The organism is Micromonospora sp. WMMB482 (genome assembly GCF_019038635.1).
Lineage (GTDB): Bacteria > Actinomycetota > Actinomycetes > Mycobacteriales > Micromonosporaceae > Micromonospora > Micromonospora marina.
Window position 1 is genome coordinate 2,073,901 of the sequence record NZ_JAHOPD010000020.1, and the last position, 26,700, is coordinate 2,100,600.

The following is a 26,700-nucleotide window of genomic DNA, read 5'->3' on the forward strand; positions in this document are numbered from 1 at the left end:
TGAGCCTCCAGGTTGACCGACTGGGGTGCCGGCCAGCGACACGGGGATCGCTGGCCGGCACCGGATTGCAGCGGACAGGGTCAGCCGGTGGTGCAGGCCGTGCAGGTGCTGCCGCACCCGTCGTCGGTCAGCTGGACGAGCCCGCCGAGGTCGCCCTGCTCGACGACCGTGACATCCAGAGCGAACGCCGCGGCCTGGTTGCCGCCGGACCCGTTCCCGGATCCCTCGGTCAGGTCGAGCGGCGCAGGTGAGGTGAGCATGCTGGTACTCCTTCGGATCGCGGATCGCGCGGCGCCGTGATTGGTGGCCCGGTGTCCGCGCGGCCCGGTTGCAGTGGCGGCCATCACTACAGCCCAGCCGGCCGAGGCCCGGTAACCCCACGGTGGGGACACCACCGCGGTGCGGTGTTGACGGGTCGGGACGACCGAGGCGGTAGGGATGCGTGATCCCTGTGCTCAGGGATGAGAATGAGTTCCGATGCCTGTTCTGACGGTCCCCGGGTAACTGCCGGAATGGCTCGCGGGAGGCGGGCCCCGTGCAGTCTCGGCCGACTGCGGGACAAGCCGTGTGAGCAGCCCCTGTCCCGGCTCGGTGAGCACGGCGGTCAACGCACGGCGACCGGGCACCTGCCGCAGGATCCTCTCGGCGAGGAACTGGTTGACGGTGTCGCGGACCGCGCCCGCGGGAACGCCTGGCACGGCGTCGGCCAGCTCGCGCACGGTCCAAGACCTGCCCGGGTGACGCAGCAGGGCGACGATGATGCGGCGGCGGCGGTTGACGGTCAGTGGCCCGTAGGGCATGCCCGGCCCCCCTTGTCCGGTGACGGTTCGGCGAACGGCGCACCCTGTGCGAGTGCCCGGGTGCCTGATCCGGGCCCGCCGCCGGCGCTGTCCTTCTAAGGCCGCGGCGGCGGTTCGCGGTGATCGGATCGGCAGCCGTGGGAGCTGCGCGCGATCGTCCAGGCCGGCATCGTCGGGCGGGCGGTGTCGCGCATCGCCGCGAGCTGCTTGGCCAGCCGTGCGGTGGCCGGGTCGTGGTGGTGCGTGGAACCCAGCGCGGCGGCGGTGCAGCGCAGCAGGGAGGCGGCCTGTTCGACCTGGCCGGTGGCGTGCAGGGCAGCGCAGAGGTGCGCCTGGGCGGTGAGGGTGGGCAGCGCGGCTGGTCCTTCGGCCTGGCTGTGGTAGCGGATCAGGTCGCTGTAGAGGCGGGTCGCGCCGGTGTGGTCACCGGCGGCGGTGGTGGCGGCGGCGAGGACCGCGAGGGCGTCGCGGACCTCGGGGTGGGTGGGGTCGCCGTGCAGGCCGCGCAGGCTGCGGTGGGCGAACGCGGCCCACTCGCGGGCGCCGAGGGCGCGGGCGGCGAGGGAGGTGTCGGCGAGCAGGGCGGCGGCGCGGGCGGTGATCAGGTCGGTGGTGGGCCGGTGCCGCAGCGGGTCGATGTGGTGCAGAGCGCCGCGTAGCAGGCGTACTGCTTGTCGGTGGTTGCGGTGGTGGGTGTGGCGGCGTGCGGCGTGCAGGCGTTGAGCGATGTGCGTGCGCGGTGGGGCGCTGCGCCAGGTGACGCGCAGATCGTTGAGGGTGGCGCCGACGTTGATGCGCAGGATCACCGCTCGGGCGTAGGAGGCGGCGTCGGCGGCCGAGCCTGGGGGAACAAGCCGGGGCGCGCGTCGCAGGACGATCGCGGCCACCGCGCGTGACACCCCGTCGGCGGCGATCGGGTTCCGCCCGCACGGTGGGGTGCACAGGAACACCGGCGGCTCGTGGCCGCGGGTGATGGTCGCGAGCGGTGCGCTGCACAGGCCGCAGTGCAACAGGCCGTAGGGCAGGGGCGCCTGCGGTGAGTACCGTGCCTCGGTCAGCCACGCCCGGACGGTGGTGGCGGGCAGCCCGTGTTCGCGGGCGACCTGGTTGACGACCGCGGCGAGGCGACCGGTTCCGGGACGGTCGTGTCCGGCGGTGACCTGCGCGATCACGTCGGCGATGAACGCTGGTGTCCGAGCGACGGTGAGAAGGCGTGCGGTCATGAGGACGCTCCCTGACGCGATGAAATGCCACCGTCGTCGCCGCGCGGCGAGAACGACAGTGGAGCTGCGGGTGAGGTGATGCTGGCGGCATCACCACGCCCGGTGCCGTGCTTGCTCGATGTCGGGGGTGGCCGGCGGCAGACCGTTGGTTCTGCCGCCGGCCTGGCCGACCGGCCGGGCCCCTCATCCCGGCGTGGTCGTCCTGGCGGTGACGGGCTCGGGCGCGTTGGTCCGTCACCGCCGTCCGGTGACCACATGGTTGGGGTCGCCGGACGTGACGCTGGAGGTTGCCGATCCCCCAGCGGCACAACCAGGGGCGGTCAGCCGGGTTTGCGGGCGTGCAGGCCGCGGCGCTCGACCGAGCGCAGCGCGACCCGGGGGTCGCCCATCAGCGTCTGGAAGCGGTCCACGCTCTCGGCATCGACGCCGAGGGCGTGGAGGGTGGGCTGGGCGTGGGCGGCGATGCCGGCGAGGACACCGCAGCCGGGTCCGCCGCCGGTCCACGTCTCCGACGCGGCGGTCAGACACACCGAGTCCATGCCTCTGCCGTGGAGCAGCCCTTCGACGTCGGCCGGCCACCGGCCGGTGCTGCCCGCGTCGAGGGTCGCGTCGTAGAGCCGCCGCACCACCGCGTTGATCAGGTCTTCGTCGCCGGGTTCGGCGGCGCAGTACACGCGCGGGCGGGTGTCGGTGACGTCGGCGAGGACGAGCCAGCCGCCCGGGCGCAGCCGCGTGAGCATCTGGTCGATCAGCCCGGCCGGGTCGGCCAGCCGGTGGTGCGGCCAGCGGGCGACCGCCAGGTCGACCGACTCCGCGTCGCCGGGCAGCTCGGCGGGGTCGGCGGCCACGTCACGCTGGTAGACGTCTACCACGGCGGTCGGGTTGAGGTGGGTGGTGTCGTCGTCGACCGCGACGACACGACCGAGCGGCCCGACGGCGCGGGCGAGGTAGGCGGTGACGTGGCCGGTCCCGGCGCCGATCTCCAACACCCGCGAGCCGGGGTTGAGGTCGAGCCGGTTGATCTGGTGAGTGATGGTCGGGTCGAGCAGTTCCCGCAGCGATGCGGACATCCCCGCGGCGTGTGTGATTGTCATCGTCTTCCCTCCAGCGTTGCGGCGCCCTCGGTGATGCAGGTGTGCTCTGAGTGGATGGTCCGAGCGGCTTCGCGGCGCGGCTCCAGGTACGGCGGCGAGGCCGCGAAGGGCTCGCCTGCGGTCGGCGGTTCCGACCAGCGGCGTAGGGCGTGGGTCGGGATCATGGGTGTTGGTCAGCTGGCCGGGACGGTCGCGGTGATGCGCGGCATCAGGCGGGCGGTCTGGTCGATGACGGCCTGCTCGTGGGGCAGCATCGGTTCGGCTCCGTAGCCGGCGGCGATGCCGGCGTAGGGGTCGGTGAGGTCACCGTTGGCCCCGGTCAGGCCCTCGACGAACCCGACCAGGCACCACGGCGTGTACCAGCGGCTGTAGCCGCCCTCGTGGACCGCGACGAGCCGGCCGCCGCACAGCCGCTCGGCCGCCCCGGTCAGCAGCCGGGCCATCTGCCGGTACGAGTCCGCGATCAACGCCTGACACGACAGCGGATCCCAGTAGGCGCCGTCGAAGCCCGTCGCGACGAGGATCAGCTCTGGCTGGAACCGGTCCAGCGCGGGAAGCACCACCGTGTTCATGGCGTAGAGGTAGGCGGCGTGACCGCTGCCCTTGGGCAGCGGAATGTTGAGGGTGTACCCCTCGCCCGGGCCGGCGCCGTTCTCTTCCACCCAGCCGGAGTCGGGCGGGAAACAGTTCGCCTCGTGCAGGGAGACGGCCAGCACGTTCGGGTCGTCGTAGAAGATGGACTGCGTGCCGTTGCCGTGGTGCGCGTCGATGTCGACGATCGCGATCCGGTTCAGTCCCAGCTCGGCCTGGGCGTGCCGCGCGGCGAGGGCCACGTTGTTGAACGTGCAGAAGCCCATACCGGTGCCGGCGGTGGCGTGATGGCCGGGCGGCCGGACCAGCGCGTACCCGTTGCTGACGACACCCGACGCGACGGCGGTGACGAGTTCGAGGACGCCGCCGGCGGCCAGCCGGGCGATGTCGTAGCTGCCCCGACCCACCGGGGAGAAACCGTCCCCGGCGTCACCGCCCCGCACCTGCGCGCTCGCGTCGCGCACCCGGCGCACGTGCTCGTCGGTGTGCACCCGCAGCAGCTCACTGACGGTGGCAGACCGCGCCTCGACCCACGTCATCCGGCCCAGCAGGCCGGTGACGTCCAGCAGTTCGAAACAGCGGCGCTTGGTTGCGCCGCTCTCGACGTGCCCGTCGGGCTGGACGCCCGCCACCGGATCGGCGACCACCATCCCGGCGGCGGTACCGGTGTCGTGCCAGAAGAACAAGGTGTGGGTCATGAAGCCGGTTGCCATCAGGTCTCCTCGATCAGTAGGTGGTGGCCATCAGGCCGGCGTCGTCGGCGGGTGGGCGAGGCCGTGGTGCCTTCCGGCCGCGAGCGGCGGCGGCCAGGTCCGTGATGAAGGCGTCGATCACGCCCGAGGTGATGCCGGGCATGCAGATGAGGTGGCTGGTGTCGCCGTCGGTGGCCAGGAGCCACTTTCGGCGTACGTGCTCGGGTGGGGTGGGCAGGACGACGGTGAAGGCGTGCGGGTGCCGCCAGGCGGGCCAGCCGACAGCGTTGAGCCGCTCGACGGTGTAGACAGCCAGCCGGCGGGCCTCGCTGGCCCGCCACCGGTGCCCCTCCCGTCCGTGAACGGCGATGGCATGCCACAACAGCGCAGCCGACAGGCCACAGCGGGAGCCGGTGATGGTGGTGTCCGCCGTGGCGGTGTAGGCCACCCGGGAACCGGCGGGGCGTAGGTGGTCGCGGATGAGCACGATGCCGCACGGCGTCGGTGTGCCGAAGAACTTGTGGCCGCTGATCGCGACGCTGCCGATGCCGCTGGCGTCATCGAGGGACAGCCGTCCGTCGAGAGCCAGGGGGATGCCGGACAGGGCCGCGTCGACGTGCAGATGCCCGCCCGCGTGGTGTGCGTCGAGGAGGTCGCGGATGCGGCTGGTGTCATCGACCGCCTCGGTCATGGTGGTGCCGGCGGTCGCGACGACGATCGCCGGGAAGCGGCGCCGCCTGTGCAGCTGCTCGGCGAGGTGCGCGTAGTCCATCTCCCCATCGGGGCGCGCGTGGACCAGGATGCCGTGCGCGCCGAGCAGACGCACCACCTTGGCCACGGAGTAGTGGGCGGCGGCCGAGTAGTAGATCCGTGCCGTCGGTTTCCGCCGGTGCGCGGCGTGCAGGGCGGACAGGGTGCCTTCCGTGCCGCCCGTGGTGACGTAGCCCCACCGGTCGTGGGCGGGCATGGCGAGCAGGTCGGCCGTCCAGGTGATGACCGCGCGTTCCATCGCCCGGGTGTGCGCGATTCCGCCCTCGTCGGCGGGGTCGCCGATGTTGTTCCACAGCCTGCCGCCGAGGCGGGTCATGACCTCCGTGTGGTCGAGGTCCACAGCGCCGGGGAACCCGATGCTCGTCGCCGCCGTGGCGTCGGCTTCGCGCACGAGGTTGTCAAGAACGGCCGTGATGTCGATCGGCGCGCGGCTCAGATCCGCGGCGGCGGCCAGTCTCAGGGTGTCGGTCATGCCAGCGGCCCGTGCAGGTGCGCGGTGAGGGTGTGGTGCAGGACGCTGAGGTTTCGCCACACCGCTCGGGTGGCGTCGTCGCCGTCCTCGGTGAGGTTCTCGTGCCGGTTGTAGTAGGTGACGCGGTCCGGGTCGAGGGTGCGGTTGCAGCGGATGCCGTCGACGCCCAGGGGCGCGTGCGGGTCGCGGTCGATGTGCATGGCGGTGCCGTCAGTCAGCAGCACGTACGCCTGGCCTTTGAGGTCGAAGACCGACAAGCGGTGCCCGGTGGCAGGCAGATCCCGCAGGGTGTGGGCGAGCTGGTACCAGCGGCCCTGGTCGGAGTCGAGGGTGCTGATCCCGGCACCGACGTAGGCCGCGTGCTCCGGCAGGCTCATGTCCCCGCCGTTGACCATCGAGCCCTCGGGGCCGAGGGGATGCCACCGCCGCCCGGCCGAGGCGGCGCGGGCAATGTTGTCCCGGGCGACGCCGTCGAGGTCCGCCAGCAACCTCGGGAGGTCGTCGGAATCCGGTGAGGCCAGCCACAGCCGGTAGGCGGTGTGCAGCCGGTAGCCGTGCGGCTCGCCCGGCGCGTCGGCGACGAAGAACAACACCACCCCGTGCGGGCCGAGCGCCTCACGCCCACCGAACCGTTGATCGGCCTCGACCATGTGACCGGTGTTGATCCGCTTGCACCGGTACGCGACCTGCTTACGCAGATCGGCCCAGCGGCGGACCTCCGGCGGCACCCTGTCATCACCGGGCGCCTGCTCGTACGCCCAGGCCGACCCGGCCGGCGGCACAGGCTGCGCGGACGGAGGCTGGAGCGGGTGGACCACGGACTCCGGCGTTCGCGGGTAATCGGCTGGCGTACGCGCTGTCCCGTAGCCGGTCCCCGGCGGGTGAGCGGCGGGCGCCGGCCGGTACGGCGGGTGTTCCATCGAAGCGGCGGGCGGTGCGGTCTGCGGGTGTTCCGGTCGCCGTCCGGCCTCGGCGTGCTCGCCGTTGTAGTGCCTGCCTGGAGGCGGTATGGCCGCGTGGGTCATCATCGTCGCCCCTTGTCAGATGGAGACGCTGATCGCGTCGGGGACGGCGTGGGTGCTCGGGGTTCCACGGCCGATACCGGCGTAGATGTCCGGACGGGACCGCCGCAGATGTCCCGCCCACACCCCGCCGAGGACGGCGGTGGCGGCGAGGATCGTCGGCAGCAGGAACGGGTACAGCGATCCCGGCGCGGCACCGAGTAGGGAGCCGACGTTGCCGACCATCAGAGCAAGCAGCACCAGCCCGCCCAGGACGCCCAGCGCGGGAGCGAGTCGCCACTCCCACACTCCTGGCCTCGGGCGGCGCACGCTCGCCGGTGCGGTCATCGCCGCCACCGATGCGGCCAGCAGCAGGCTCAGCAGGCCCATCGCGCCCAGCGTCGAGAGCCAGGTGAACATCACCGCGATCGGGTCAGCGCCGGCCACCGCGAACGCGATCACCACCACCGAGGCGATGCCGGTCTGCGTCAATGAGCCGCCGCGCGGTGCGCTGACCCGGGTCGTGCTAGCGGTGCGCGCGAGCCCGGCGGGCAGGACGCCTTCGCGCGCCAGGGCGAACACGTACCGGGCCGCGACGTTGTGGAAGACGAGCTTCGAGGTGACGATCGCGAGGATCAGGACCAGCTCCGCCAACGCAACCCACCAGCCGCCGAGACGTTCCAGGACCGAGAACGGCAACCCCGCCGCCGGGTCGGCGGCCACCTCACCCACGGCGTCGGGACCGACGGCTACGCCCATCGCCCACGCCGCGAGCGCGTACACACCGCCGAGGACGAGCACCGCGCCGATCGTGGCCCGGCCCACCGACCGGCGGTCCACGGCCTCCTCGACCATCGAACCCGGGGCGTCCACACCCATCAACGCCGCCACACTGAACGCCACCGCGCCGCCGACACCGCCGACCGCCAGCCCCGAGGCGTCGAAGCCCGCCCACGACAGGTCACCGCCGGCCGGCTGGCTCACACCGGCGAGGACGAACGCGGCGACGATCAGCAGCGACACCGCCAGCACGGCCACCAGCACCCGGGTGGACAGCACGATCGCCCGAACACCGAACGCCCCGACCACCGCCACGGCGATGCCCGCCCACACCCACCACACACCGCCCAGCTGCCCGGCCAACGTGGCACCGAGCAAGCCGTACAGGCTGATCTGAATCGCGTTGTAAGCAACCAGGGCGACCAGGCCGGCGGCGACGCCCCAGCCACGCCCCAGGCTGTTGGCGAGGATGCCGTAGTAGGCCGCCGGGTGCCCGAGCTGGCGGGCCATCGCCGTGTACCCGACGGCCAGCAACGCCACCACCCCGGCGACGAGCACGAACACCAGCGGCAACGCCGTCACTTGCGTAGTCGCGTACGTGGCGACGATGCCTCCGGCGAGCACCACCATCGGCGCCGACGCCGCCGCCCCGAACACCCACAGCCCCGTCGGCGTCAACGTCCGCCGCGCGAGCGCCACCTGCATGTGCGCTGACCTCACCGCTGCCCCCGATCCACCACGTCCGGGCAGCCCGACCGGCGGCAGCCGCCCACCGGATGCCCGCTCACGTCGGCGGCGTTGACGGCCACGACAGACACCGCCGCCGGCCGTACCGGGCCGCGACGCCAGTAACCCTGGTCCCGGTCGAGCCGCCGCCGCGCGACGCGGGCGTCCGGGGTGAACCCGAACAAGTCGTGAGCACCGTCCGGCCACTCCCGCCTGATCGCGTACCCCCAGACGAACTCGCGCGACGTCACAGCTCCCGCGTCCGTGACGGCGGCGGCACCGGCGGGCGCAGCAACGAGCCACGCCAACAGCCACCGGCCGGCATTCGGCCGTCGTTGCCGCATCGGGCAACGGGTCGTAGCAGCCAGCATGAGGAATGCCTCCTTGCATCGAGGGGAAAGGCGTATGCAAACGCCCCGCCGGCCGGCGGCCAGCAGCCGTGTATCCAGGTGCCGAAACGGCTGTCAGGTCGTGTCGACCCGACCGAGAAGCGGCGGTACCGCCGACGGCCCTGCGCCGGCAGAAGGCGCCGCGGCCTGGTGCAGCCGCACACGCCGGGGCAGGCCGTCACGCCGCACGCCACCACGGCCCGGCCGGTGCATCCGCCACAGCACCGGGCCACCGGACTCCAACAGCATCGGTGACCGCGGCAGGTAGCCGAGCTGGCTAAACAAGCTCTCGCGAGGTTCGCTGCCGCACACCTGCGTGTACGCCGGCAGCCCTTCGGCATCCACAACCCGGTGACAGCCCGCCAGCAACGCCCCCGCCGCGCCCTGCCCAGGCCCGGCCGCGAACTGCGCCAGGTAGTGATGCGGCGTACGCGGCGCCACCGCGTGCAGCACCGCGAACCGCGCCGCGAACGGGCCGAGTAGCCCGCGCAGCTCACCCACCCACCCCGCACCGGCCAGCGGCGGCGGATCCGGCCGCGAGAACCACACCGCGACCGCGGCACGATCCTCCGTCGTGTCGACCCGGCCGTGCCGCACCCCATATATCAGCACGAACTCGGCATACCGATGCAGAGCCCTAGCGCGCACGGCCGCGTCAGGCACCAGCCACGCACCCAAAGATCCAGCCCACAGATCGTGAGCCAACAGCGCGGCCAGCACAGGAACGTCGTCGCCGGTCGCGCACACCACCGCCTCACCTGGCACCTGCAACCCGAGCAGCCGACGAGCAGAATCGCCACGTCCGACCGTCCGGTTGGGAACGGACTGCGAACCTCGCATCGTCAGCGGAGCGTCCATGTCGACCGCCTTCGCGGGCACGTTGTGTCGGGCCGCTGCCACCGTCATGACGGCCCCTCAGCTCGCAGCCTTCCGGCGGCAGCCGGGGTCTGCCGGGTCACGCCATCCAGAGCGACCAAGAGCTGGGGACTACCGGGAGTGGCAGCGCTGATGCTCATCGACGTTCTCCTTTTCCAGTGTGAGGAGCTGCGGAAGGGGGAGGGATGACCGACACGGCCCGCAGACTTCGCATGCCGCCCGCGACCTGCGCCCGGATCACCATCGGATCGGTCGGGGCGAAGACTCCGGGCTGGTACGCGGCGTCGGCAACACGCCCGGGATCACGTGCGCCTGCGGACGCCGTCGCCGCAGACCGGGCGAGGTGCGCACCTCAGTAGCCGGCCCGACGTCGACGCGGCGCCCGAGGTGCCGGCTACTGAGGCAACTCCGCCGTCACGTACGGTCGGCAGGACAATCAGTGCTGCCATAGACCGAACGGGAAGTTCCGCCAACGGATGCGCCCTCGCGGCGATGCCTCGTTTCGCAGCGCTTTCCAACTCCGTCACCTCTGCCCTGGTTCTGCTGGTAATCCAACGTGCTGCTGTCTTTCATGAATCGGCTGGCCGCCGTCAGAGGCCGTTTCACAGGCGGCGCAGCGAAGAGAACCACCGCACCGGCCGCACCACCGTCGAGACGCCCGATAGGTGGCCATCCCGGCTAGCCAGCCGATAGCCAGACTGACCAGGACGGCAATCGCCGATGGCAACACAGCGGCACCACCTGTCTGAGTGATCGTCAATACCGATCGGCAGTGGAACGCTCAAGCTGAACCATTAGTCATTCACGGAGATCATGCCCAGCAGAGGTAAACGCTGGGAATACCTACCTTCGGTCCGACTTGGCATACCGACCTACGGTCCGACCAGCACCTGGCCTGCACAAACAGTGGCGGACCGGCCCCTTGGCCCAGAGTCCACGGAGCGATGGTGGGGCTACAGTGAGCGCGCCCCGGCCGTCTGCACCGTCGACCGGGCTTGCGTAGTCCCTGGAGGCTGCCGGTGAATCGCCCTAGTCCGTATGTCCGCCGACAATGGCTCGGACGTGAAATCCGCCGACTGCGGGAGGAACATGACGTAACAAGCGAGTCGATCGCCCGTGCGCTAGGGTTTCCGAGGCAACAGATCAGCGCGCTGGAGAACGGGCATCTCGGCCCTGACATCGATCTCGTCAGCGGAATCTGCGACTACCTCACAGTAGGCGTGAATCGACGGGCCGCGATTATGGACGCCGCCGCCGACGGTTGGGCGCGCGGGTGGTGGATGGCCGACGCAGAACGGATGGGAACCCGGCAGGCCATCTACGCGGATCTGGAAAGCGGCACCAGAACGATCACCGAATTCGCCATTTCACTGATCCCCGGCCTGCTCCAGACACCCGCCTACGCCGCTGCGCGGCTACGCAGCGAACCGGCCCGCCATAGCGACAGGTTCGACTCCGCTACCGCGGTCGCCGCCCGCGCCCGCCGGCAAAGCCTGGTGCTCGCCGCCGGCGGGCCGCGCTACGAAGCCGTCATCGACGAGGGTGCGATCCGGCGGCGCGCCGCTGACCCCGTCGTCGTCGCGGAGCAGCTTCGACACGTCATCGCCGTATGTGCGAATCACCCGTCATCCGTGGTCGTCCAGGTGCTGCCGTCCGACACGTCGATCACAGGTCACAGCGCGCCCCGGTCGGCGTACTCGATCTACCGCTATCGCGACCCGCAGGGCTCACGGGCTGTCGCGGTCGACACCCTGACCCGCGACATGATTCACACCGATCCGGACGAGCTGGACCCCTATGTCAGCCTGCACGGCCGGCTCAAGGCGGCAGCCTTTCATCCCGACTCAAGTATCCGTCTCCTCCGCGCCGCGGCGGAGAGCCTGACACCTACCGAAGGAGCCCCAGTATGACCACTCGGCCGAGCACCCCGCTCATCTGGCGCAAATCGAGCCACAGCGACGACGGCAACTGCGTCGAAGTCGCCGACACCCACAAATCGATCCTGGTACGAGACTCCAAGAACAGCGCCGGACCGTTACTGCGATTCGCCCCCGAGCAATGGCGCACTTTTACGCAGGCGGTCCGCGATGGAGGATTCCCGTTCCCGACCGCGAGGGAGCAGTAGCGGAACCCGAGCAACTCGCGACGCTGCGTCACGCGCCTCGGCGGCCGAGATCGGCCTTCCGATCTCGGCGACGCCACTCAGGACCGCCTTGACTCTGCGTGATCCTGACGCCACGATGGCAGCAGCCGGCCGAGCGATGCTGACGGCCTCGACTGAGGACGCCCGGTGAGTTCGCACGTCTACTTGAGTCCGGTTGGGTCCACGGGAGGGTGTCGGTGCCTCGTCATCCGGACACGCTGATCACGCCGAACGCGCAGCTCGCCGAAAGACGGGCCGGCTTGCCGTCACCGCGGCGCCCCGGACAGCGCATGTCCCGGACCGAGCTGGCCGACGCCGTGAACACCGCCCTGGATCAGCTCTACCCAGACCGCGACATCACCGCCCAATGTGTCGACCACCGGTGGATCGGCAAGCTGGAACGCGGAGAACACCGATGGCCCAGCGAAGAACGGCGTGCCGCGCTACGACTCGTCCTCGGCGCCGCACGTGACACCGATCTCGGCCTCTACAGCCCACGGCGCACCAGTGCACCGGCTTCTGCCGACCACGCCCGCGAGGTCCCGAACACCCCTTCGCTCACCAATGAGACTGCCGAGCCGCTAGCGCAGCCGCACGGCGTAACGTCCGGTGATGTGAGGCGAAGGACCGTGGTGGCGTTAGGTGTGATGGCCGCTCTCGCAGGCGCCGAACAGCGCCTACCAGACCGCACCAACGGCAGGGCACGCAAGATCGGTATCAGCGACGTGGCACCGTTGGAACACAGTGTGAGACATCTGTACAGCCTTGACTATCAGATCGGCGGCGGCAGCCTGTGGCAGGCCGCCGCAGTCAAAACCCGTGACGGCTACTCGATGCTGGAACAGGGCTCCTACTCCCATCCAACCGAGAGCCGGCTCCTCAAGGTCACCGCCCGTCTGGAGATGTGCACCGGATGGCTCGCCCTGGACGCGGGCGAGCACGCCGTGGCACGGACACGCTTCACCGAAGCGCTGATCCTGGCGCGACAGGCGCAGGATCCAGAGGTCGAAACGGCAGCCCTTACCTACCTGGCAGGTCAGGCCAACTCGCTCAACCGACCGCGAGAGGCCCTCCGCTTCGCCTCATCCGCCGCGCAGGTACCGACGATCAATCAGCATCCGCGCTTGGCCTCCATCCCCTGGCTGCGTCTGGCCGTCGCGTCGTCGCTGACGGGCGATGCGCGCGCCTCCGAAACTGCCATCACGAACGCACGGAGGATCGTCGACCGCGACAGCGAGAAGCCGGCCGCAGAATGGTGCTCCTTCCTGAGCCACACCGAGATCGATGGACTCCACGGCACATGCGAACTGACACTCAGCCGACCGGCCCGCGCGGAGAAGTTACTCGACGCAGCTGTCAGCGGCTACCGCGACGGTTACGCCCGGAACCGAGCGTTGTACCGCGTTCGGCTCGCCCATGCACGCCTCCTGCAGGGTGAACCGGAGGGTGCGGCCTACGCAGCGAAAGCCGCACTGGACGACATGGTTGGGGAAGTGGAAAGCTGGCGAGTCTCCACAGAAATGGCTGAGGTGTCACACCTTTTCGCAGCCCACCGGGGCGTTGCCGAGGTTGACTCATTTCTCGCCCGATACCGAAAGACGTGATCATGGAGATGGACGAGCAGATTATTGCCGTGCGAATCCGAAAGCTGAAACAAGATTCCTTCCACGAATACCGGGATGAGCTGATCGAGGTTTATGAAGAGGTATACGCGGAACAGCTAAATGATCCGTTCTTCTCGTCAGAGAGGTACTGGAGCCGACTAAGAGCCTACGCGGCAAGGGATGGGTTCCGGGCTGTTGCCGGCGAGGTCGACGGAACGCTGATCGGATACGCCTTGGGGTACACATTGCCCGCGGAGACGCGGTGGTGGCAAGGGCTGCGATCCGACGTGGACGCCAAAGCACTCGTTGAAACCGGCACCAGGACCTTCGCCCTCAACGAAATCATGGTGCGTAAGAGATGGCGACGTCGCGGGATCGCACGACAGCTGCATAATTCCCTCATCGAGGAGGCCAGCGAGGAGCGAGCAACGCTACTCGTACTGCCCGACAATGTTGCCGCCCAGGCCGCATACCGCAGTTGGGGGTGGCAAAGGCTCGGCGAACTTCAGCCCTTCGACGACGCCCCCGTATACGATTCGATGATTCTCGACTTGACCGAGTCGCAAACTGCGGCGGACTGATTGTGGCCGCGCCATCGACGTCTGAAAGAATGCTGCTACTGTCTGCCATGGTGTTGGTGGAACCCGCCGGAATCCACGCCGCGCTACCGATTGCCCCGGAGTACATCGCGCTGCCCGGGCTTGCTATGAACGAGAGGCGCCCGATCGCCATGACCTGGATTCCCGGTGGCGACATCTGGCACGGCGGTGTCACATCCTGGACTGGCGATCGAGCGAAGGTCCCAGCAGCGCATGCGTAGCCACAATCTGACCCCAGGACGAATGATCAGTGTGGTTTTCGACCACAGTGACGACTTCTTCACCGCCCTCGCCGAAGCCTGCCGCGCCCACGACATCAAGCAGGGCTACATCCCGATGTTCATCGCCGGCTTGTCCACCGCCAAGATCGTCGGCACCTGTCAACGCCTCGACAATCCCGACGCCCCCGTCTGGACCCACGTCGACCTCACCAACGTCGAAGCACTCGGTGGCGGAACCATCGCCTGGGACGACACTGACCAGAAGATCCTCCCCCACATCCACATCACCGCCGGACTCAAGGAATACAGCGCTAACGCTCACACCAGCCATCTGCTGGATGCCACCGTTCAATTCCTTACCGAAATGCTCATTATCGAGGTGGCCTCACCCGCCATGCGTCGACTACCCAACAGCACCCTCTACGACGTGCCACAACTGCATCTCGACTAGCGCTCCCGGACCGGGCTTCGGAGGGAGGCACAGGATGGCCCGCAACCTGGACACCATCATCACGCCCAACACGCTGCTCACGGCGGCCGGCGAGGGGCTTCCATCACATCGGCGGCCCGAGCAGCCGGCTCAGGCGGAAGACGGCCGCTGTCGGCGGAGGCGAACACGCACGCCCGGACTTCCGAGGGAGATATCGGCCAACTCGAAGCCCGCGTACGCGAGGTCTGCGGTGACTGCCGCGAGACCGCATCCCGGTGGTGCCTTTTCGACAGCAACCACGAGCTCGTCAACGCAGTTGAGGTTGTCTCGTAGTACACCGGCATGACGCCCGCCAGTGACGATGGCCGTGCGCGAGCCGGTGGCGTAGCAGGCCGAAAGCCACCGTTGGAGATCGTCGCTCGGCTCCCCTGGCAGGGTGAAGTGTTGAGGGGTGTGTCCGCCCGGGGTGCCTTCTTCGATCGTCTTCTCGCCCAGAACTACATCCGTCCCGCTGCGCAACTCCGCGGTTAGTTGCTCACAGCTGATTTGGCTGTCCTGGCCCTCGAGAGCGTAGGCCCAGGTCAGGTAAGGGCGGCGTCGGCGGGTGGCGGTGAGCCAGGGACCGAGGACGGTAAGTGTCTCGTCGGGGAGCACGTTGGTTTCGACGTCGATGCCGTGGGCGGTGAGTACCGCGGCGCCGCCCTCGCCTCGGGAAGTCGGGTCGATGAGGCTGATGACGACTCGCGCGATGCCGGCGTCGATGAGTTCCTGACGGCAGGCTGGAGTGACGCCGACGTGGTTGCAGGGTTCGAGCGTGACGACAGCGATGCCGCCTCGCGCGGCAGGGCCTGCTGCGCTTAGCGCGTTGACCTCGGCGTGTGCCTCTCCTTTGCGTCGGTGGTAGCCCGCGCCGACGGTCGCGCCGTGGCGGTCGAGGATGACGCAGCCGACGGGCGGGTTGGGGCTTGTGGTTCCCAGACCCAGCGACGACAGAATGATCGCTTGGCGCATCGCCGCGAGTTCGACGTTGGATGCCATCAGGTGACCTCCTGGAGATCATGGAGGAAAGCGTGGACCTCTGGCAGCTGCTGGTGCCCGCTGACTGCGGCGCCGAGTTGCGCGAGCTGATGCAAGACCCGTCGTGATCCTGCCCGGCGCGCGATGGGCAGCGCTTGGTGTGCCGCTGCCGCTGCCTGATCCGGTTGGTGTGCTGCGGCATGAGCCCTCGCCTTGATCAGCAAGGCTGATGCGAAGTCCTGGCGGTGCCGGCGCGGAATCGCCGGAAGGGCTTGGTCGAGTACCTCGATCGCATCCTGGGGCTTGTGTGCCAGCCGAAGGCATGCCCCGCGGTGTACTTCGATATATCCGCTGGTGCAGTAGGAGCCGTGCTCGCCTTCCGGCTTTCCCAGGCAACGGTCCGCTGCCCAGCGGTGCGCGGCGTCCAGCAGACGCATGGCCGATTGGTGCTCACCCGTCGCAGCGAGGGCGTGCGCGTGCTGCACGCGCAGCGCTGCACGCATTGGACGAGGGAGCTTCGGGTCGTGCAGCAGCGCGGCCTCTGCCTGCTCAACGGCTCGGGCGGCGCACCCCGATGACAACCATTGTTGACTGCTGCGGTACGTGGCCCAAGCGGTCATCGTCGAGTCCGCGATCTCGTCCGCCCAGGCGAGTGCCTGTCGTGTTCGGCGGTGGCCGGCGGCGTGGTCGTTGAGAGATTGGTGGAGCCATGCTGCGGATTCGGCGTACTGAGCGGCGAGGCGGATGACGGCGGGCCGAAGTGCTTCGGGCACCCTGGACAGGGTGTCCTCGATTGTGGCCAGTTGCCTCTTGACACCCATCAGTGTGTACTCGGGACCGAACATCTTGTCGTTCTGTACCAACAGATGCCACTGCTCGCGCAGGAGGTAGATGGCCTCGTCCCAACTACCCGGCTGAGGCTCGACCACCGGCCCTTGAGCTTCTACGCCGTCGCTGCGTCGAGGGCTGTAGAGATCGAGGTCTGCATCGGTGAGAGCACCGAGCACCTGACGCAGAGCTTTCCGCCGCGCTTCGCTGGGCCAACGATGCTCGCCGCGTTCGAGCTTGCCGATCCAGCGGGAGTCGACGTATTGGGCGGTGACGTCGCGGCTGGGGTAGATCCGATCGAGCGCCGCGTTGACCGCATCGGCCAATTCGCTACGGGACATGCGTTGGCCGGGCCGCACAGGTGAGGACAGCCGATGCCGGGCTTCGCTGAGCACGGTGTTCGGACTGATCATGGTGTCCGGATGACGAGGCACGACTTCCCCTTACCCAGCCTGCTGAGCCCTGCCGACTATGCCACCGGTTGTCTCGATCATCCAGCCTTCACACTGTCGCGCCGCGAGGGGGCGCGAAGTCGGACCGCAAGTCGGTATTCCCGCACTGTTAACCATGAGCGATCGTGTCATGTGTAGCTGGTAAGGCTTGGGGCGGCAGCCAGCCGCTTCGGAGCCGTCGTGGAGGTCACGGAAGACAAGTGTCGCTGCTCGGCCGGCAGCGGCAGCTCCCGCTACCCGATCCCGGCTGCGGAGGAAGCGCGAAGTAGCCGACGGGCTGGTGGCCGCGAGGTCTGCCTGCCTATCCACCCCGAAGTCTCGTTGGAGGGATCAGTCATGGAGAACCTGCTCGCCGTCAGCGGTGACCCGTTCCAGCTCGACGTGGAGATCGTCACGGAGGGCCCGGTCGCTGCCGCGTTGCTGGCCGACACGGACGACGGCTGCGACACCGTGAAGGGCAGCGACTGCTAGTTCGACGTACCGGCCGGTTCCGGTGGGTGGTCCCCAGCCGCCCGCTGGAGCCGGCACCACGAGGCAGGTCCGCGGCAAGAAGACTCGACGACTGGAGGGCGGCATGTTTCGTATAGTTGATGCCGCCACCATTCGCATCGCGGCTCACGTCTCGCCGGATCGTGAAGTGCCCTGGCCGCAACGGCATGATCCTGCCGGTGTCGAATCTTGGCTTCGAGCGACCTGGCGTCAGGTAGGCGTCGCGGAAGCGGTCTGGGTAGCAAGTCCCGACTTCGCCGACCGTGTCGAGGCGACTCTCGCTGGCGCGAGGTTCGACGCCCGCCAGGCGTGGCGGACGGCGTTGGCATTGGCGCGGTACCTGGTCCGCGCGCGCGGTCGAGCTACGCCGTTCGGGTTGTTCTCGGGAGTCGCGCCACTACGCCTCGACGCGGTAGCCGCAGTGACGCCGTTGGAGCAGTCAGCGATTTGTGTGCGGCCGGACGCAGAATGGCTTGCGTCGTTAATCGCGCGTCTTGAGACCGACCCGAACGTGCGCAACGGGCTGTTCGTCCAGGCCAACAACCTCGCGCGGGTGTCGGGGCTTCGGATCGTCGTGCAGTGTCGGCCCCACGCCTCCGTGCCCGTCGACGGGGTTTCTTCGGTAAGGCGTACCGAGGCGGTGCGGCTGGCGATGTCACTGAGTGCCGAGCCGGTGCGGTGGACCGAGCTCGTCGAGAAGATCGCTGTCGGCTATCGGGAGTTCCCGCGTGCCTCGGTCGAGGCTCTGGTCGCCGGCCTGGTCGAGCAGGGTGTATTGATTTCGTCCCTTAAGCCGCCGTCTACCTGCACCGACCCGATCAAGCACCTCCTGGACCAACTCGACGCAGCCCCCGACATCGGCTACGTCGGGCAGACGGTTGAGCAGCTTCAGGCGCTGCAGCGTCGCCTCGGTGCCACCGCAGGCCAGGCGATAGATCTTCGAGGGCTGGCCGCTCAGATGCGGGAGATGGCGGTAGGTACCCAGCCGTTGGCGGTGGATCTTCGGCTCGCGGATGAAGTCGTCGTGCCGCATCAGGTCACCGCGGAGGTCGTCGCATCGGTGGAGGTTCTGCTGCGGCTGACGCCACATCCAGTAGGGCGTCCGGAGTGGCGCGCTTACCATGCTCGTTTTGTCGATCGGTACGGGATGGCAGCGTTGGTGCCGCTTGCCGAGGTGGTCGATCCGGTGGCCGGTCTGGGCTACCCGGAGCACTTCGACGGTGCCGACCGGGCGACGCCGCTGTCCGGCCGGGATGAGCGCTTGTTGGTGTTGGCGCAGCAGGCGGTGCTCGACGGCATCCGTGAGGTGGTCCTCGATGATGCGGCCGTGCGGGCGCTCGCTGGCCCAGATCACGACGAGGACAGTGTCAGTCCGCATGTCGACGTGTCGGCGGAGGTGCGTGCGGTGTCGTTGCGCGCACTGGAGGAAGGCCAGTTCCTGGTCGCGGTGACGGGTATGGGCCGGTCGGCGATGGCGACGAGCGGACGCTTCCTCGACGTGCTGCCATATGCCGAGCGGGAGTTGATGCGCGGGAAGGTCGCGCGCCTTCCGGTCGCCGTGGAAGGGGCCATGCCGGCACAGGTGAGCTTCCCCCCGAGCAGGCTGCACGCCCAGAATGTACTCCGGTCCCCGCAGATCCTTCCGTGGCTGGTGAGCATGGCCGAGCACCGCCCGGTTGCCGGGGATGTGGTTGGCCTCGATGACCTCGGCGTGGCGGCTGGTGCCGACAGGTTGGTCCTGGTGTCGATGTCGCGGCGGCGGGTGGTCGAGCCGACCGTGGCGCACGCCGGCGCCGTGCACACCATGCCGCTGCTCGCTCGGTTCCTTGTCGAGCTGCCGCGGGCTTTGGACGCCCGGCTCAAGCCGTTCGATTGGGGCGCGGCGTCCTGTCTGCCGTTTCGGCCCGCCGTGCGGTACGGCCGGGTTGTCCTGTCTGCGGCGCGGTGGCGGATCGACCCGGCGCGGCTGCCCGGCGCCGACGCGAGCGACGGGGAATGGTCGGCGGCGTGGGCGGCGCTGCGGGAGAGGCTGCGGCTGCCGAGGTGGGTGCAGGTCGGCAGCGGCGACCAGCGGCTGCGGCTCGACCTCGATCAGGCCATGGACCGGTCGCTGTTACGCGCCCACCTGGACGCCACCAGCGACGCGGCGGTCACGATCGTTGAGGCGGCGGAGCCGAAGGACTTCGGGTGGCTGTCCGGCCGCGCGCACGAGATCGTCGTACCGGTCGCCTCCACCGCGGCTCCGGCTGCGGCGCCGGCCGCGGTCGCGGCCCGGGGCTCGTGGCCGCCTCCGGTGCCCGCAGGCCCGGTTCTGCCCGGGTCGAGCGGCTTGTTGTCCGGATCTCTCGCTGTTGAGCCGTCGATGGTGGAGTTCGTGTTGTGGCGAGGGCTGCCGGCGCTGTTCGCCGACTGGCCCGAGCCTCCGATGTGGTGGTTTGTCCGGCTGCGCCGTCCGTACTCGCACGTGCGGCTTCGGCTGCACACCGACGACTACGGCGACGCGGCGGTCAGAGTGGGCCGGTGGGCAGTCGCACTGCGGCGGCAGGGACTCACGGGTGATCTGCGCCTCGACAGCTACCGACCCGAGACCGGCAGGTACGGCGACGGCCGGGCCATGTCCGCCGCCGAGGAGTTGTTCGCTGCGGACTCCCGCGCCGCCGTGGCTCAGATGGCGGCGAAGGACGACTCTCCGCTCGACCAGCGGGCGCTGACCGCCGCGAGCATGCTCGACCTGGCCGCCGCGCTGCTCGGCAGTCGCGACGACGGGTGCGAGTGGCTTGTCGCCCGGCCGGCACACCCCGGCCGAGCACCGATCGACCGAGGCATCCTGCGGCAGGCGGTCACCGTCGATCCGACGTCCGTGCCGGAGCTGGTTCAGCGTGCATGGCAGGAACGATCGCGGGCCGCCTCCCGGTACGCCGCTGCGCTGTCCTCCTCCGGCAGCCCGCTGACTCCCGCGCAGGTGCTCACGTCGCTGGTGCATCTGCACTTCGTTCGCGCGCATGGTCCGGACGATGCTGCCGAGCAGGTCACGTATCGGCTTGCCCGCCACATCGCGCTGGCGGCGGTCCGTCGCCGTGCTCGCACCGCAGGAGCTGGCCGATGACTGTCACACTGCTCGCCACGCCGCTGCTCCGAGCGGCCGAGACGATGGCCTCCTGCATCACCGACACCCTGCTCCAGCCACCCGCGCAGCCCAGCGGTGTCGACTACGGGCCGCGGAGCACGCGTTGGTACGGCCAATCGTTGTCCAAAGGGGCCGCCGGCGTGGCGATCCTGCACGGGGTGCGCGCTCAGACGGGGCACGGGGGGTGGGAACCGGTCCGCGCCTGGCTGCGCCGCGCGAGCGCGGAAACGCTGAACAACGGCACCGGAGCGGGCCTGTGGTTCGGTGCGCCCGCTGTCACCCACGCATTGACCACGGCCATGCCGCACGCCCAACCGGCTGCCCTGGACGCCCTGGATCACGCCGTCGCGGACCTGGCCGAGCGTCGGTTGGCCGCTGCCGAGGCACGCCTCGCGGCCGGCGCCCGGCCTGCGCTGTCGGAGTTCGACCTCGTCCGCGGGCTGACCGGCCTGGGCGCTCACCTGGTACGCCGTTTCCCGGACGGTGACCTGCTGCGCCGAGTACTGGCGTACCTGGTGCGGCTCACCGAGCCGGTCGACGCCGACGACGCCGCCGGCCGGCTCGCGCCCGGTTGGTGGAGCGCGGACCCACACGACGACGGAACTGAGCGGAGCGGACATGCCAACGTCGGCATGGCGCACGGCATCACCGGCCCTCTGGCCCTGCTGGCGCTGACCCTGCGTCAGGACATTCGGGTGCCGGGACAGACCGAGGCGATCGGCCGGATCTGCTCGTGGCTGGACAGGTGGCAGCAGACGAGCCCGGCCGGCCCGTGGTGGCCGGAGAAGATCACCATGGCGGAGTTGCAGGCCGGGCAGCTCGCCGTGAGCGAACCGGCGCGGCCGTCCTGGTGCTACGGCACTCCGGGGATCGCCCGCGCCGGGCAGCTCGCCGGGATCGCCCTCGGCGACCCCGGCCGGCAGAAGGCGGCAGAAGACGCGCTGTTCCGCTGCCTGACCGATCCCGTCCAGCTCGGCCGGATCATCGATCCATCGTTGTGTCATGGCTGGGCGGGGGTTGCCGCCACGCTCTGGTACGCCGCCGCTGACGCCCGCGATACCCGCCTGCCCGCCACCGTGCCCTACCTGATGCGCCTGCTGGTCCAGCACGCCAACAACGCGACTCCCGCGCCATCCGGTTTGATCTCTGGCCCGGCCGGCATCGCCCTCGCCCTGCACACCTTCGCGACCGGCACCGATATCCATTGGTCCACGAGCCTGCTGATCACCTAGACGAGGAGCACGTCATGGACCTCGATCCCGAACCCGACGCCGAGCGACCGTCGGGCGCAGGGCCGGTCAGTCGGTGGCGCCAGGTCAACCTGACCTTCACGAGCTGGCGGACAGCTGAGGAGTACGCCGCAACCCGGCTTGCCCCGGCGCTCACCGTCGCCGAGGACGACGGTGCGATCGCCGCATTCTGGTTCATCCGCAAGGCCGAGACGTGGCGACTGCGGCTGCTGCCCGGTAGCCGGCTCGCTCTGGTCTACGCTCTGCTCGCCGACATCACCGCCGATGACCGCATCCGCGATGTCGCCGAGCCGATCTACGGGCCCGAGGCGTACGCCTTCGGCGGCGACCAGGCGATGACGATCGCTCACACCTTCTTCCACGCCGACAGCCGCCACGTCCTCGGCCACCTCGCCGACGGCGGCGACCACCGCCGAGAGCTTGGTGTGCTGCTCGCCACCCGCCTCATGCGCGCCGCCGGACTGGAATTCTCCGAACAAGGCGATGTCTGGCGGCACATCGTCACCCGCCGGCACCAAACCCACGCGCCCACGCCGAGCCCCGGGCTGATCGCCGCTGTGCAGCGTCTGGTCACCGCCGGCGACGACACGCCGCGCAGCCCGTTGAGCGTCAATCCGTCATGGCCAGAGGCTCACGAGCAGACCGGCCGAGACCTCCGGTTCCTCGACCGGCACGGAACACTGACCCGCGACCTGCGCGGCGTGCTGACCCACCACGTCCTGTTCCTGTTCAACCGGCTCGGCATCTCGGCCACCGATACCTGGCTCCTGGCCACGGCCGCCGTGCACGTCACCTTCCACGCGTCCGACATCTCACCCGGCGACCGCTGCGCCGGGATCACCGACAGTAGGGTAAAAGCAGTGAAAACCTCCCAAAATGGGTCTGAAGGCTCCCACGCAGCCGCGCTGCGCGAACAACTCGTCACCATCCTCAAGCAGCGAGGCCACATCCGTTCCGCCCCTGTCGAGCAGGCATTCCGGACGGTGCCCCGCGAACAGTTCCTTCCCGGCGTCGACCTGGAGACCGTCTACACCCGCCGCCAGATCGTCACCAAACGCGACCCCAACGGCGCCGCGCTGTCGTCGGCATCGAGCCCCAGCCTCGTCGCGGACATGCTCGAACAACTCGACCCGCAACCCGGCGACCACGTCTTGGAGCTCGGCGCGGCCACCGGCATCAACGCCGCCCTCCTCGCCGAACTGACCAACCCCGGCGGCACGGTCACCACGATCGAACTCGACCAGGACCTCGCCGACGGCGCCCGCGCCGGCCTCGATCGCGCCGGCTACCACACCGTCGAGGTGATCTGCGGCGACGGAGCCCTCGGCCACCCCGAATCCGCCCCGTACGACCGTGCCATCATCACCGCCGGAGCGTGGGACATCACCGCAGCCTGGTGGGACCAGCTCGCCGAGCACGGCCGCATCGTCCTGCCCCTGCGCGTGCACGAGAGCGGCCTGACCCGGTGCTTCGCCTTCGACCGCACCGGCCCCACGACGCTGGTCAGCACCACGACGCCGCTGGTCTGCGGATTCGTGCCCCTGCGCGGCACGGCCGAGCACACCGACCAGCACGTACGCCTCGACAGTGACGTGGTCCTCAAACTCGACGCCGGCGACAAGCCCGACCGCGCCGCCCTCGCCCGCGCCCTCAGTCACCCCAGGTACGAGCGCTGGACCGGCATCCAAGTCACCGACGACGACGCCATCGGCCACCTCGACCTGTGGCTCCTCATCCACACCAGCACACCGTTCGGCCGCCTCCGCGTCGGTGACACCGCCCGCGCCAGCGGGCTGGTTGCCCCCGCCTACCGCTGGGCCGGAGCCGCCATCTACCACGGCAGCACGATCGCCTACCTCGCCTTCCGAGAGACCGGCGACCGCCGCCTCGAAATCGGCGCCATCGCCTACGGGCCGGACGCCGACAATCTCGCTGTGGAACTGACGGACCTACTCGGCCAGTGGGACGAGGCGGGCCGCCCCAACCAGCCCACCGTCACCGCTCACCGTGCCGGAACCCGCCCGGTCCGGACCGGCGACATCAGCTGGCCCGACACGGTCTTTGCCCTCTCCTTCTGACCGGAATGCCGGGGCGCTGCCCCGCCCCGGCATCCGAAGGGGGCGCGGCCGGCATCCGGAGCACCACCGCTGCCATCTGTTCCCCCTCGTCGCCCACGGCACGGCCCTTCCGCAGCAGATGAGGACACCCATGCCTCTGTCCCTCGCGCCCACCATGGCCACCCGATTCCCCCTCGTCGCCCGCAAACGCCCGCCGGCCAAACCGCTCGACGCACGGGTCGCCCGCCTCGCCGGGCTCGCCGAGGCCGCCCACCGCGAACACGAGCCGGAGAAGGCATCCATGGTGTTCAACGGAGCCGCACTGGTCGCCTCCGACTGCGCCGACGCAAAACTCGCCGAACTCTGGTGTCACCGTCACGCGAACCTCTACCTCGACCGCGCCCCCCTAAACGGATACACCGCCCGATTTGCTCTCGAACCAGTCGTCAATCTCGCCCGCCTGCACATTCGCGCCGGCGACGGAGAACGCGCGTACCTGCTGCTCACCGGCCTCCACGATGCGGTCATCAACAGCGCCCCCATCGTCATTGGTCGATTGGAGATACAGCCTCGACAGCTCCCCGAGGAGGCCGAGGAACGCCAACAGATCAGCAACTGGCTCCGCAACGTCCTGCTTGCCGATGGAACCCGCGCCCTCACCGTCACCGGCCAGTGGACCGACGCCCTGGCGCATGTCCAACGCTTCGACGGAATCGGGGCCGCTCTGCACGACGGGCGACAGGTCGCGGTCGTGGCCCACCTCGTCGGCAGCAACATCTCCGCAGCTACCGCCGTCCTCGACCGGACCACGATCGAGCAACCGTGGGAGGAACTGGTACGCGATCTGCTCTACATCTGGAGCGCAGCCATCGCCGGTGATCGAAGTCGAGCCGACCACTTGGAATTAATCGGCCGAGCATCAAAGTTGGCGCCAGGCTCCGGACTCTCGGTATTTCGCACCCGGCTAATCCTCACCGCCCTCGATCTCGCCCCTAACCTTCCCACGACCGCCGCAGCCGGCCCGATCGATCGTCTAGCCGCAGAGGTAATCCAGGAACAGGACGCCAAAGCGGCGCGTGATCTCCTCAACCACCCAGCCGTTGACCCCGAAAACCACCGAATACTCAGACAGATGATCAGCGCAAGCGGCCTCGGCATTGGACAACTCCCGAAAACCGCCCACCGCACCCTCTCGTCGGCACTCAACCTCGCCGAAACCGTGATACGCAACAACCAAGCCAACCGTTGAGTCCTTTTCCGAGAACACTGCCAACATGACGCACACCTTGCAGGAGCGCTATCGAAATTCTGGGCCATGCACGGAATGCCGAAATTCCTACCGACTTCACATCCTGCGCGACGGCAAGGCTCGTGTTGGCAGCCAACCTTCCCGGTAGGGCGACGGTGCAGGGGCCGGCGCCTTCCAAGAGCGACTCCATGCCCGGCATGTTTTGTCGCATGCGCCCAATATTGTCGGTCCGCGCCTTCACATCCCCCTGATGCCTACCTACAGGAGGTCAGACCGTGGTTGGTTCCGCGCTCGACACCAGCTCCGCCGATGAGGCCCGTGCCCGGCTCGCCGACCGGCTCCTCGCCGACCGGAGGATCACCTCGCCGGCGGTGGAGACGGCGTTTCGCCGGGTGCCTCGACATCTGTTCGCCACCGGCGGCGTCAGCGTCGACGCCGCATACGCCGATGATGTGGTCATCACCAGACGCGGCCCGGACGGACGTGCGACGAGTTCGATCTCCGCGCCGTGGCTGCAGGCGTACATGCTGGAACAGGCCGGGCTGCGCCCCGGCGCCCGCGTTCTTGAAATCGGCTCCGGCGGCTACAACGCCGCGCTGATCGCCGACGTCGTCGGCCCCGACGGCACGGTCGTCACCGTCGACATCGACGCCGACGTCACCGACCGCGCCCGCACCGGCTTGGACCGTGCCGGCTACCGACAGGTGACGGTCGTACACGGCGACGGCGAGTACGGACACCAGCCCGGCGCCCCGTATGACGCCATCATCGTCACCGTGGAGACACCGGATGTTGCACCGGCCTGGCTCGACCAGCTCGCCCCGGCCGGTGTGCTCATCGTGCCGCTGCGGATACGCGGCATGACCCGGTGCCTCACCCTGCGACGCCACGAGGACCATCTTCTCGCCACCGCCGCACTGCAGTGCGGGTTCGTGCCCATGCAGGGCGACGGACGCCATCCCACCCGTCGCCTGGCCCTGCGCGGCGACGACATCGCCGTGAACCTGGACGACATCAGCACCGAGGTGAGCCGGGACGCACTCGCCGCGGCGCTACACACGCGCCGGCTCGACACCTGGTCGCCGGTCACCATCGCCATCAGTGACGGGTCTTCGTTCGAGTCGCTGCACCTGTGGCTGGCCAGCCAGCCCCGGCCCTTCGGCACGCTCGCCGTAGACCGCGAGCGCACGCCCGCGGGCCTGGTCGACCCGCAAGACCGGTTCGTCTGCCCGACCCTGCTCACCGCCGGCAGCTTCGCCTACCTCGCGATGCGCAAACTCGACGACACCACCTGGCAGTTCGGCGCCCACGGCTTCGGACCCGACGCCGACACCCTGACCGCCGACATGCTCGATCTCACCGAGGTCTGGGAACATCACCACCGGCACGGCCCCGGCCCGAACGTCACCGTGCATCCCACCGGCACGCATCTGCCGGAATCCGGTAGACCCCAGCTGCTCGTAACCCGCCGCCACACCACGATCGCCGTCACCTGGCCCGCCCCGGGACAGCCGCGATGACCGCCAACCCGTCGCGCATCGAACAGTCCTCCCCGCAGCTTATTGGGAGAGTCGGATATCAGAAGGTGCGCAATGCCGCAGCTGTCGGCGTACGGGCCGATGTGCACTGGTAGGTACAGACAAACCTGCACAGCGTCGTGCAGACGGACGACGGGACGACCGGGTGTAGATCCGACCCGTCAACCTCCGCGAGCCGACCAGTGGACTCAGCGAGACTCACAGGAACGGGTCGGCCGTCGTAACGATCCATCACCACCGACTCGGCATTGACCACGTGGCGCGTCCGAGTTGAGGGCCGC

Annotated in this window: 22 protein-coding genes; 11 read left to right on the forward strand and 11 right to left on the reverse strand. The window is 69.4% G+C overall.

Annotated elements, in window-relative coordinates; translation table 11 throughout:
- Positions 1 to 80: 80 nt before the first annotated feature.
- The 9 genes from KSK32_RS10580 to KSK32_RS10620 all read right to left on the reverse strand — a co-directional run bounded on the left by KSK32_RS10580 (position 81) and on the right by KSK32_RS10620 (position 9,445).
- On the reverse strand, positions 81 to 260 hold the full coding sequence (locus tag KSK32_RS10580) for an FxLD family lanthipeptide (protein ID WP_216930796.1): 180 nt from the start codon (positions 258 to 260) through the stop codon (positions 81 to 83).
- A 635-nt stretch (positions 261 to 895) separates the two neighbouring features.
- Positions 896 to 2,023, reverse strand: a complete 1,128-nt coding sequence (locus tag KSK32_RS10585) for a hypothetical protein (RefSeq protein WP_216930798.1) — start codon at positions 2,021 to 2,023, stop codon at positions 896 to 898.
- 320 nt (positions 2,024 to 2,343) lie between these two features.
- A complete protein-coding gene (locus KSK32_RS10590; protein ID WP_216930800.1) occupies positions 2,344 to 3,117 on the reverse strand; it encodes a class I SAM-dependent methyltransferase in 774 nt (257 codons plus the stop codon).
- 173 nt (positions 3,118 to 3,290) lie between these two features.
- Positions 3,291 to 4,421 carry a class II histone deacetylase gene (locus tag KSK32_RS10595; RefSeq protein WP_216930802.1) on the reverse strand — a complete coding sequence of 377 codons (1,131 nt, stop codon included), beginning with the start codon at positions 4,419 to 4,421 and terminating at the stop codon, positions 3,291 to 3,293.
- Between the two features lie 13 nt (positions 4,422 to 4,434).
- Positions 4,435 to 5,643 carry a histidine decarboxylase gene (locus tag KSK32_RS10600; RefSeq protein WP_216930803.1) on the reverse strand — a complete coding sequence of 403 codons (1,209 nt, stop codon included), beginning with the start codon at positions 5,641 to 5,643 and terminating at the stop codon, positions 4,435 to 4,437.
- The gene (locus KSK32_RS10605; protein WP_216930805.1) at positions 5,640 to 6,371 is read right to left on the reverse strand and encodes a hypothetical protein; all 732 of its coding nucleotides are present in this window, start codon (positions 6,369 to 6,371) and stop codon (positions 5,640 to 5,642) included. The genes KSK32_RS10600 and KSK32_RS10605 overlap by 4 nt, the downstream gene beginning before the upstream one ends.
- Positions 6,372 to 6,683: 312 nt before the next feature.
- On the reverse strand, positions 6,684 to 8,129 hold the full coding sequence (locus KSK32_RS10610; RefSeq protein ID WP_216930807.1) for an APC family permease: 1,446 nt from the start codon (positions 8,127 to 8,129) through the stop codon (positions 6,684 to 6,686).
- A gap of 11 nt (positions 8,130 to 8,140) precedes the next feature.
- A complete protein-coding gene (locus KSK32_RS10615; protein ID WP_216930809.1) occupies positions 8,141 to 8,401 on the reverse strand; it encodes a hypothetical protein in 261 nt (86 codons plus the stop codon).
- A 213-nt stretch (positions 8,402 to 8,614) separates the two neighbouring features.
- The gene (locus tag KSK32_RS10620; RefSeq protein ID WP_254187007.1) at positions 8,615 to 9,445 is read right to left on the reverse strand and encodes an N-acetyltransferase; all 831 of its coding nucleotides are present in this window, start codon (positions 9,443 to 9,445) and stop codon (positions 8,615 to 8,617) included.
- Between the two features lie 989 nt (positions 9,446 to 10,434).
- Here KSK32_RS10620 and KSK32_RS10625 point away from each other — a divergent pair.
- From KSK32_RS10625 to KSK32_RS10645, 5 genes are all read left to right on the forward strand, one after another.
- Positions 10,435 to 11,325: a helix-turn-helix transcriptional regulator gene (locus KSK32_RS10625; RefSeq protein ID WP_216930811.1), complete on the forward strand. Its 891-nt coding sequence runs from the start codon at positions 10,435 to 10,437 to the stop codon at positions 11,323 to 11,325.
- Positions 11,322 to 11,540: a DUF397 domain-containing protein gene (locus tag KSK32_RS10630; protein WP_216930812.1), complete on the forward strand. Its 219-nt coding sequence runs from the start codon at positions 11,322 to 11,324 to the stop codon at positions 11,538 to 11,540. The genes KSK32_RS10625 and KSK32_RS10630 overlap by 4 nt, the downstream gene beginning before the upstream one ends.
- Positions 11,541 to 11,755: 215 nt before the next feature.
- Positions 11,756 to 13,162: a hypothetical protein gene (locus KSK32_RS10635; protein ID WP_216930814.1), complete on the forward strand. Its 1,407-nt coding sequence runs from the start codon at positions 11,756 to 11,758 to the stop codon at positions 13,160 to 13,162.
- 2 nt (positions 13,163 to 13,164) lie between these two features.
- The gene (locus KSK32_RS10640) at positions 13,165 to 13,743 is read left to right on the forward strand and encodes a GNAT family N-acetyltransferase (RefSeq protein ID WP_254187008.1); all 579 of its coding nucleotides are present in this window, start codon (positions 13,165 to 13,167) and stop codon (positions 13,741 to 13,743) included.
- A 231-nt stretch (positions 13,744 to 13,974) separates the two neighbouring features.
- Positions 13,975 to 14,433, forward strand: a complete 459-nt coding sequence (locus tag KSK32_RS10645) for a PPC domain-containing DNA-binding protein (protein WP_216930816.1) — start codon at positions 13,975 to 13,977, stop codon at positions 14,431 to 14,433.
- A 129-nt stretch (positions 14,434 to 14,562) separates the two neighbouring features.
- Here the strand turns inward: KSK32_RS10645 and ribD are convergent, their stop codons facing one another.
- Together ribD and KSK32_RS10655 are read right to left on the reverse strand one after the other, a co-directional pair.
- Complete coding sequence (gene ribD / locus KSK32_RS10650; protein ID WP_216930824.1) at positions 14,563 to 15,450, reverse strand: bifunctional diaminohydroxyphosphoribosylaminopyrimidine deaminase/5-amino-6-(5-phosphoribosylamino)uracil reductase RibD; 888 nt, start codon at positions 15,448 to 15,450, stop codon at positions 14,563 to 14,565.
- Complete coding sequence (locus KSK32_RS10655; protein ID WP_216930825.1) at positions 15,450 to 16,670, reverse strand: hypothetical protein; 1,221 nt, start codon at positions 16,668 to 16,670, stop codon at positions 15,450 to 15,452. Before KSK32_RS10655 ends, ribD begins: the two co-directional genes overlap by 1 nt.
- 375 nt (positions 16,671 to 17,045) lie before the next feature.
- Between KSK32_RS10655 and KSK32_RS10660 the strand changes: the two genes are divergently transcribed.
- The 6 genes from KSK32_RS10660 to fxlM (KSK32_RS10685) all read left to right on the forward strand — a co-directional run bounded on the left by KSK32_RS10660 (position 17,046) and on the right by fxlM (KSK32_RS10685) (position 26,401).
- Positions 17,046 to 17,180, forward strand: a complete 135-nt coding sequence (locus KSK32_RS10660; RefSeq protein ID WP_013287250.1) for an FxLD family lanthipeptide — start codon at positions 17,046 to 17,048, stop codon at positions 17,178 to 17,180.
- A gap of 103 nt (positions 17,181 to 17,283) precedes the next feature.
- On the forward strand, positions 17,284 to 20,304 hold the full coding sequence (locus KSK32_RS10665) for a lantibiotic dehydratase (protein WP_216930827.1): 3,021 nt from the start codon (positions 17,284 to 17,286) through the stop codon (positions 20,302 to 20,304).
- Positions 20,301 to 21,557: a lanthionine synthetase C family protein gene (locus tag KSK32_RS10670; protein ID WP_216930828.1), complete on the forward strand. Its 1,257-nt coding sequence runs from the start codon at positions 20,301 to 20,303 to the stop codon at positions 21,555 to 21,557. The genes KSK32_RS10665 and KSK32_RS10670 overlap by 4 nt, the downstream gene beginning before the upstream one ends.
- Before the next feature lie 14 nt (positions 21,558 to 21,571).
- Positions 21,572 to 23,653 carry a methyltransferase, FxLD system gene (fxlM, locus tag KSK32_RS10675; protein ID WP_216930830.1) on the forward strand — a complete coding sequence of 694 codons (2,082 nt, stop codon included), beginning with the start codon at positions 21,572 to 21,574 and terminating at the stop codon, positions 23,651 to 23,653.
- 130 nt (positions 23,654 to 23,783) lie between these two features.
- Positions 23,784 to 24,881, forward strand: a complete 1,098-nt coding sequence (locus KSK32_RS10680) for a hypothetical protein (protein ID WP_216930832.1) — start codon at positions 23,784 to 23,786, stop codon at positions 24,879 to 24,881.
- 275 nt (positions 24,882 to 25,156) lie between these two features.
- Entirely contained in the window at positions 25,157 to 26,401 is a 1,245-nt protein-coding gene (fxlM, locus tag KSK32_RS10685) for a methyltransferase, FxLD system (RefSeq protein WP_216930834.1), read from the forward strand.
- Positions 26,402 to 26,700 lie beyond the last annotated feature (299 nt).

Coding starts and splice junctions, on each gene's coding strand:
- fxlM (WP_216930830.1), top strand. CDS start 21,572: ATGGACCTCGATCCCGAACCCGACGCCGAGCGACCGTCGGGCGCAGGG.
- KSK32_RS10640 (WP_254187008.1), top strand. CDS start 13,165: ATGGAGATGGACGAGCAGATTATTGCCGTGCGAATCCGAAAGCTGAAA.
- KSK32_RS10670 (WP_216930828.1), top strand. CDS start 20,301: ATGACTGTCACACTGCTCGCCACGCCGCTGCTCCGAGCGGCCGAGACG.
- KSK32_RS10630 (WP_216930812.1), top strand. CDS start 11,322: ATGACCACTCGGCCGAGCACCCCGCTCATCTGGCGCAAATCGAGCCAC.
- KSK32_RS10660 (WP_013287250.1), top strand. CDS start 17,046: ATGGAGAACCTGCTCGCCGTCAGCGGTGACCCGTTCCAGCTCGACGTG.
- KSK32_RS10680 (WP_216930832.1), top strand. CDS start 23,784: ATGCCTCTGTCCCTCGCGCCCACCATGGCCACCCGATTCCCCCTCGTC.
- KSK32_RS10645 (WP_216930816.1), top strand. CDS start 13,975: ATGCGTAGCCACAATCTGACCCCAGGACGAATGATCAGTGTGGTTTTC.
- KSK32_RS10580 (WP_216930796.1), bottom strand. CDS start 260: ATGCTCACCTCACCTGCGCCGCTCGACCTGACCGAGGGATCCGGGAAC.
- KSK32_RS10585 (WP_216930798.1), bottom strand. CDS start 2,023: ATGACCGCACGCCTTCTCACCGTCGCTCGGACACCAGCGTTCATCGCC.
- KSK32_RS10665 (WP_216930827.1), top strand. CDS start 17,284: ATGTTTCGTATAGTTGATGCCGCCACCATTCGCATCGCGGCTCACGTC.
- KSK32_RS10600 (WP_216930803.1), bottom strand. CDS start 5,643: ATGACCGACACCCTGAGACTGGCCGCCGCCGCGGATCTGAGCCGCGCG.
- KSK32_RS10620 (WP_254187007.1), bottom strand. CDS start 9,445: ATGACGGTGGCAGCGGCCCGACACAACGTGCCCGCGAAGGCGGTCGAC.
- KSK32_RS10610 (WP_216930807.1), bottom strand. CDS start 8,129: ATGCAGGTGGCGCTCGCGCGGCGGACGTTGACGCCGACGGGGCTGTGG.
- ribD (WP_216930824.1), bottom strand. CDS start 15,450: ATGGCATCCAACGTCGAACTCGCGGCGATGCGCCAAGCGATCATTCTG.
- KSK32_RS10590 (WP_216930800.1), bottom strand. CDS start 3,117: ATGACAATCACACACGCCGCGGGGATGTCCGCATCGCTGCGGGAACTG.
- KSK32_RS10595 (WP_216930802.1), bottom strand. CDS start 4,421: ATGGCAACCGGCTTCATGACCCACACCTTGTTCTTCTGGCACGACACC.
- KSK32_RS10655 (WP_216930825.1), bottom strand. CDS start 16,670: ATGATCAGTCCGAACACCGTGCTCAGCGAAGCCCGGCATCGGCTGTCC.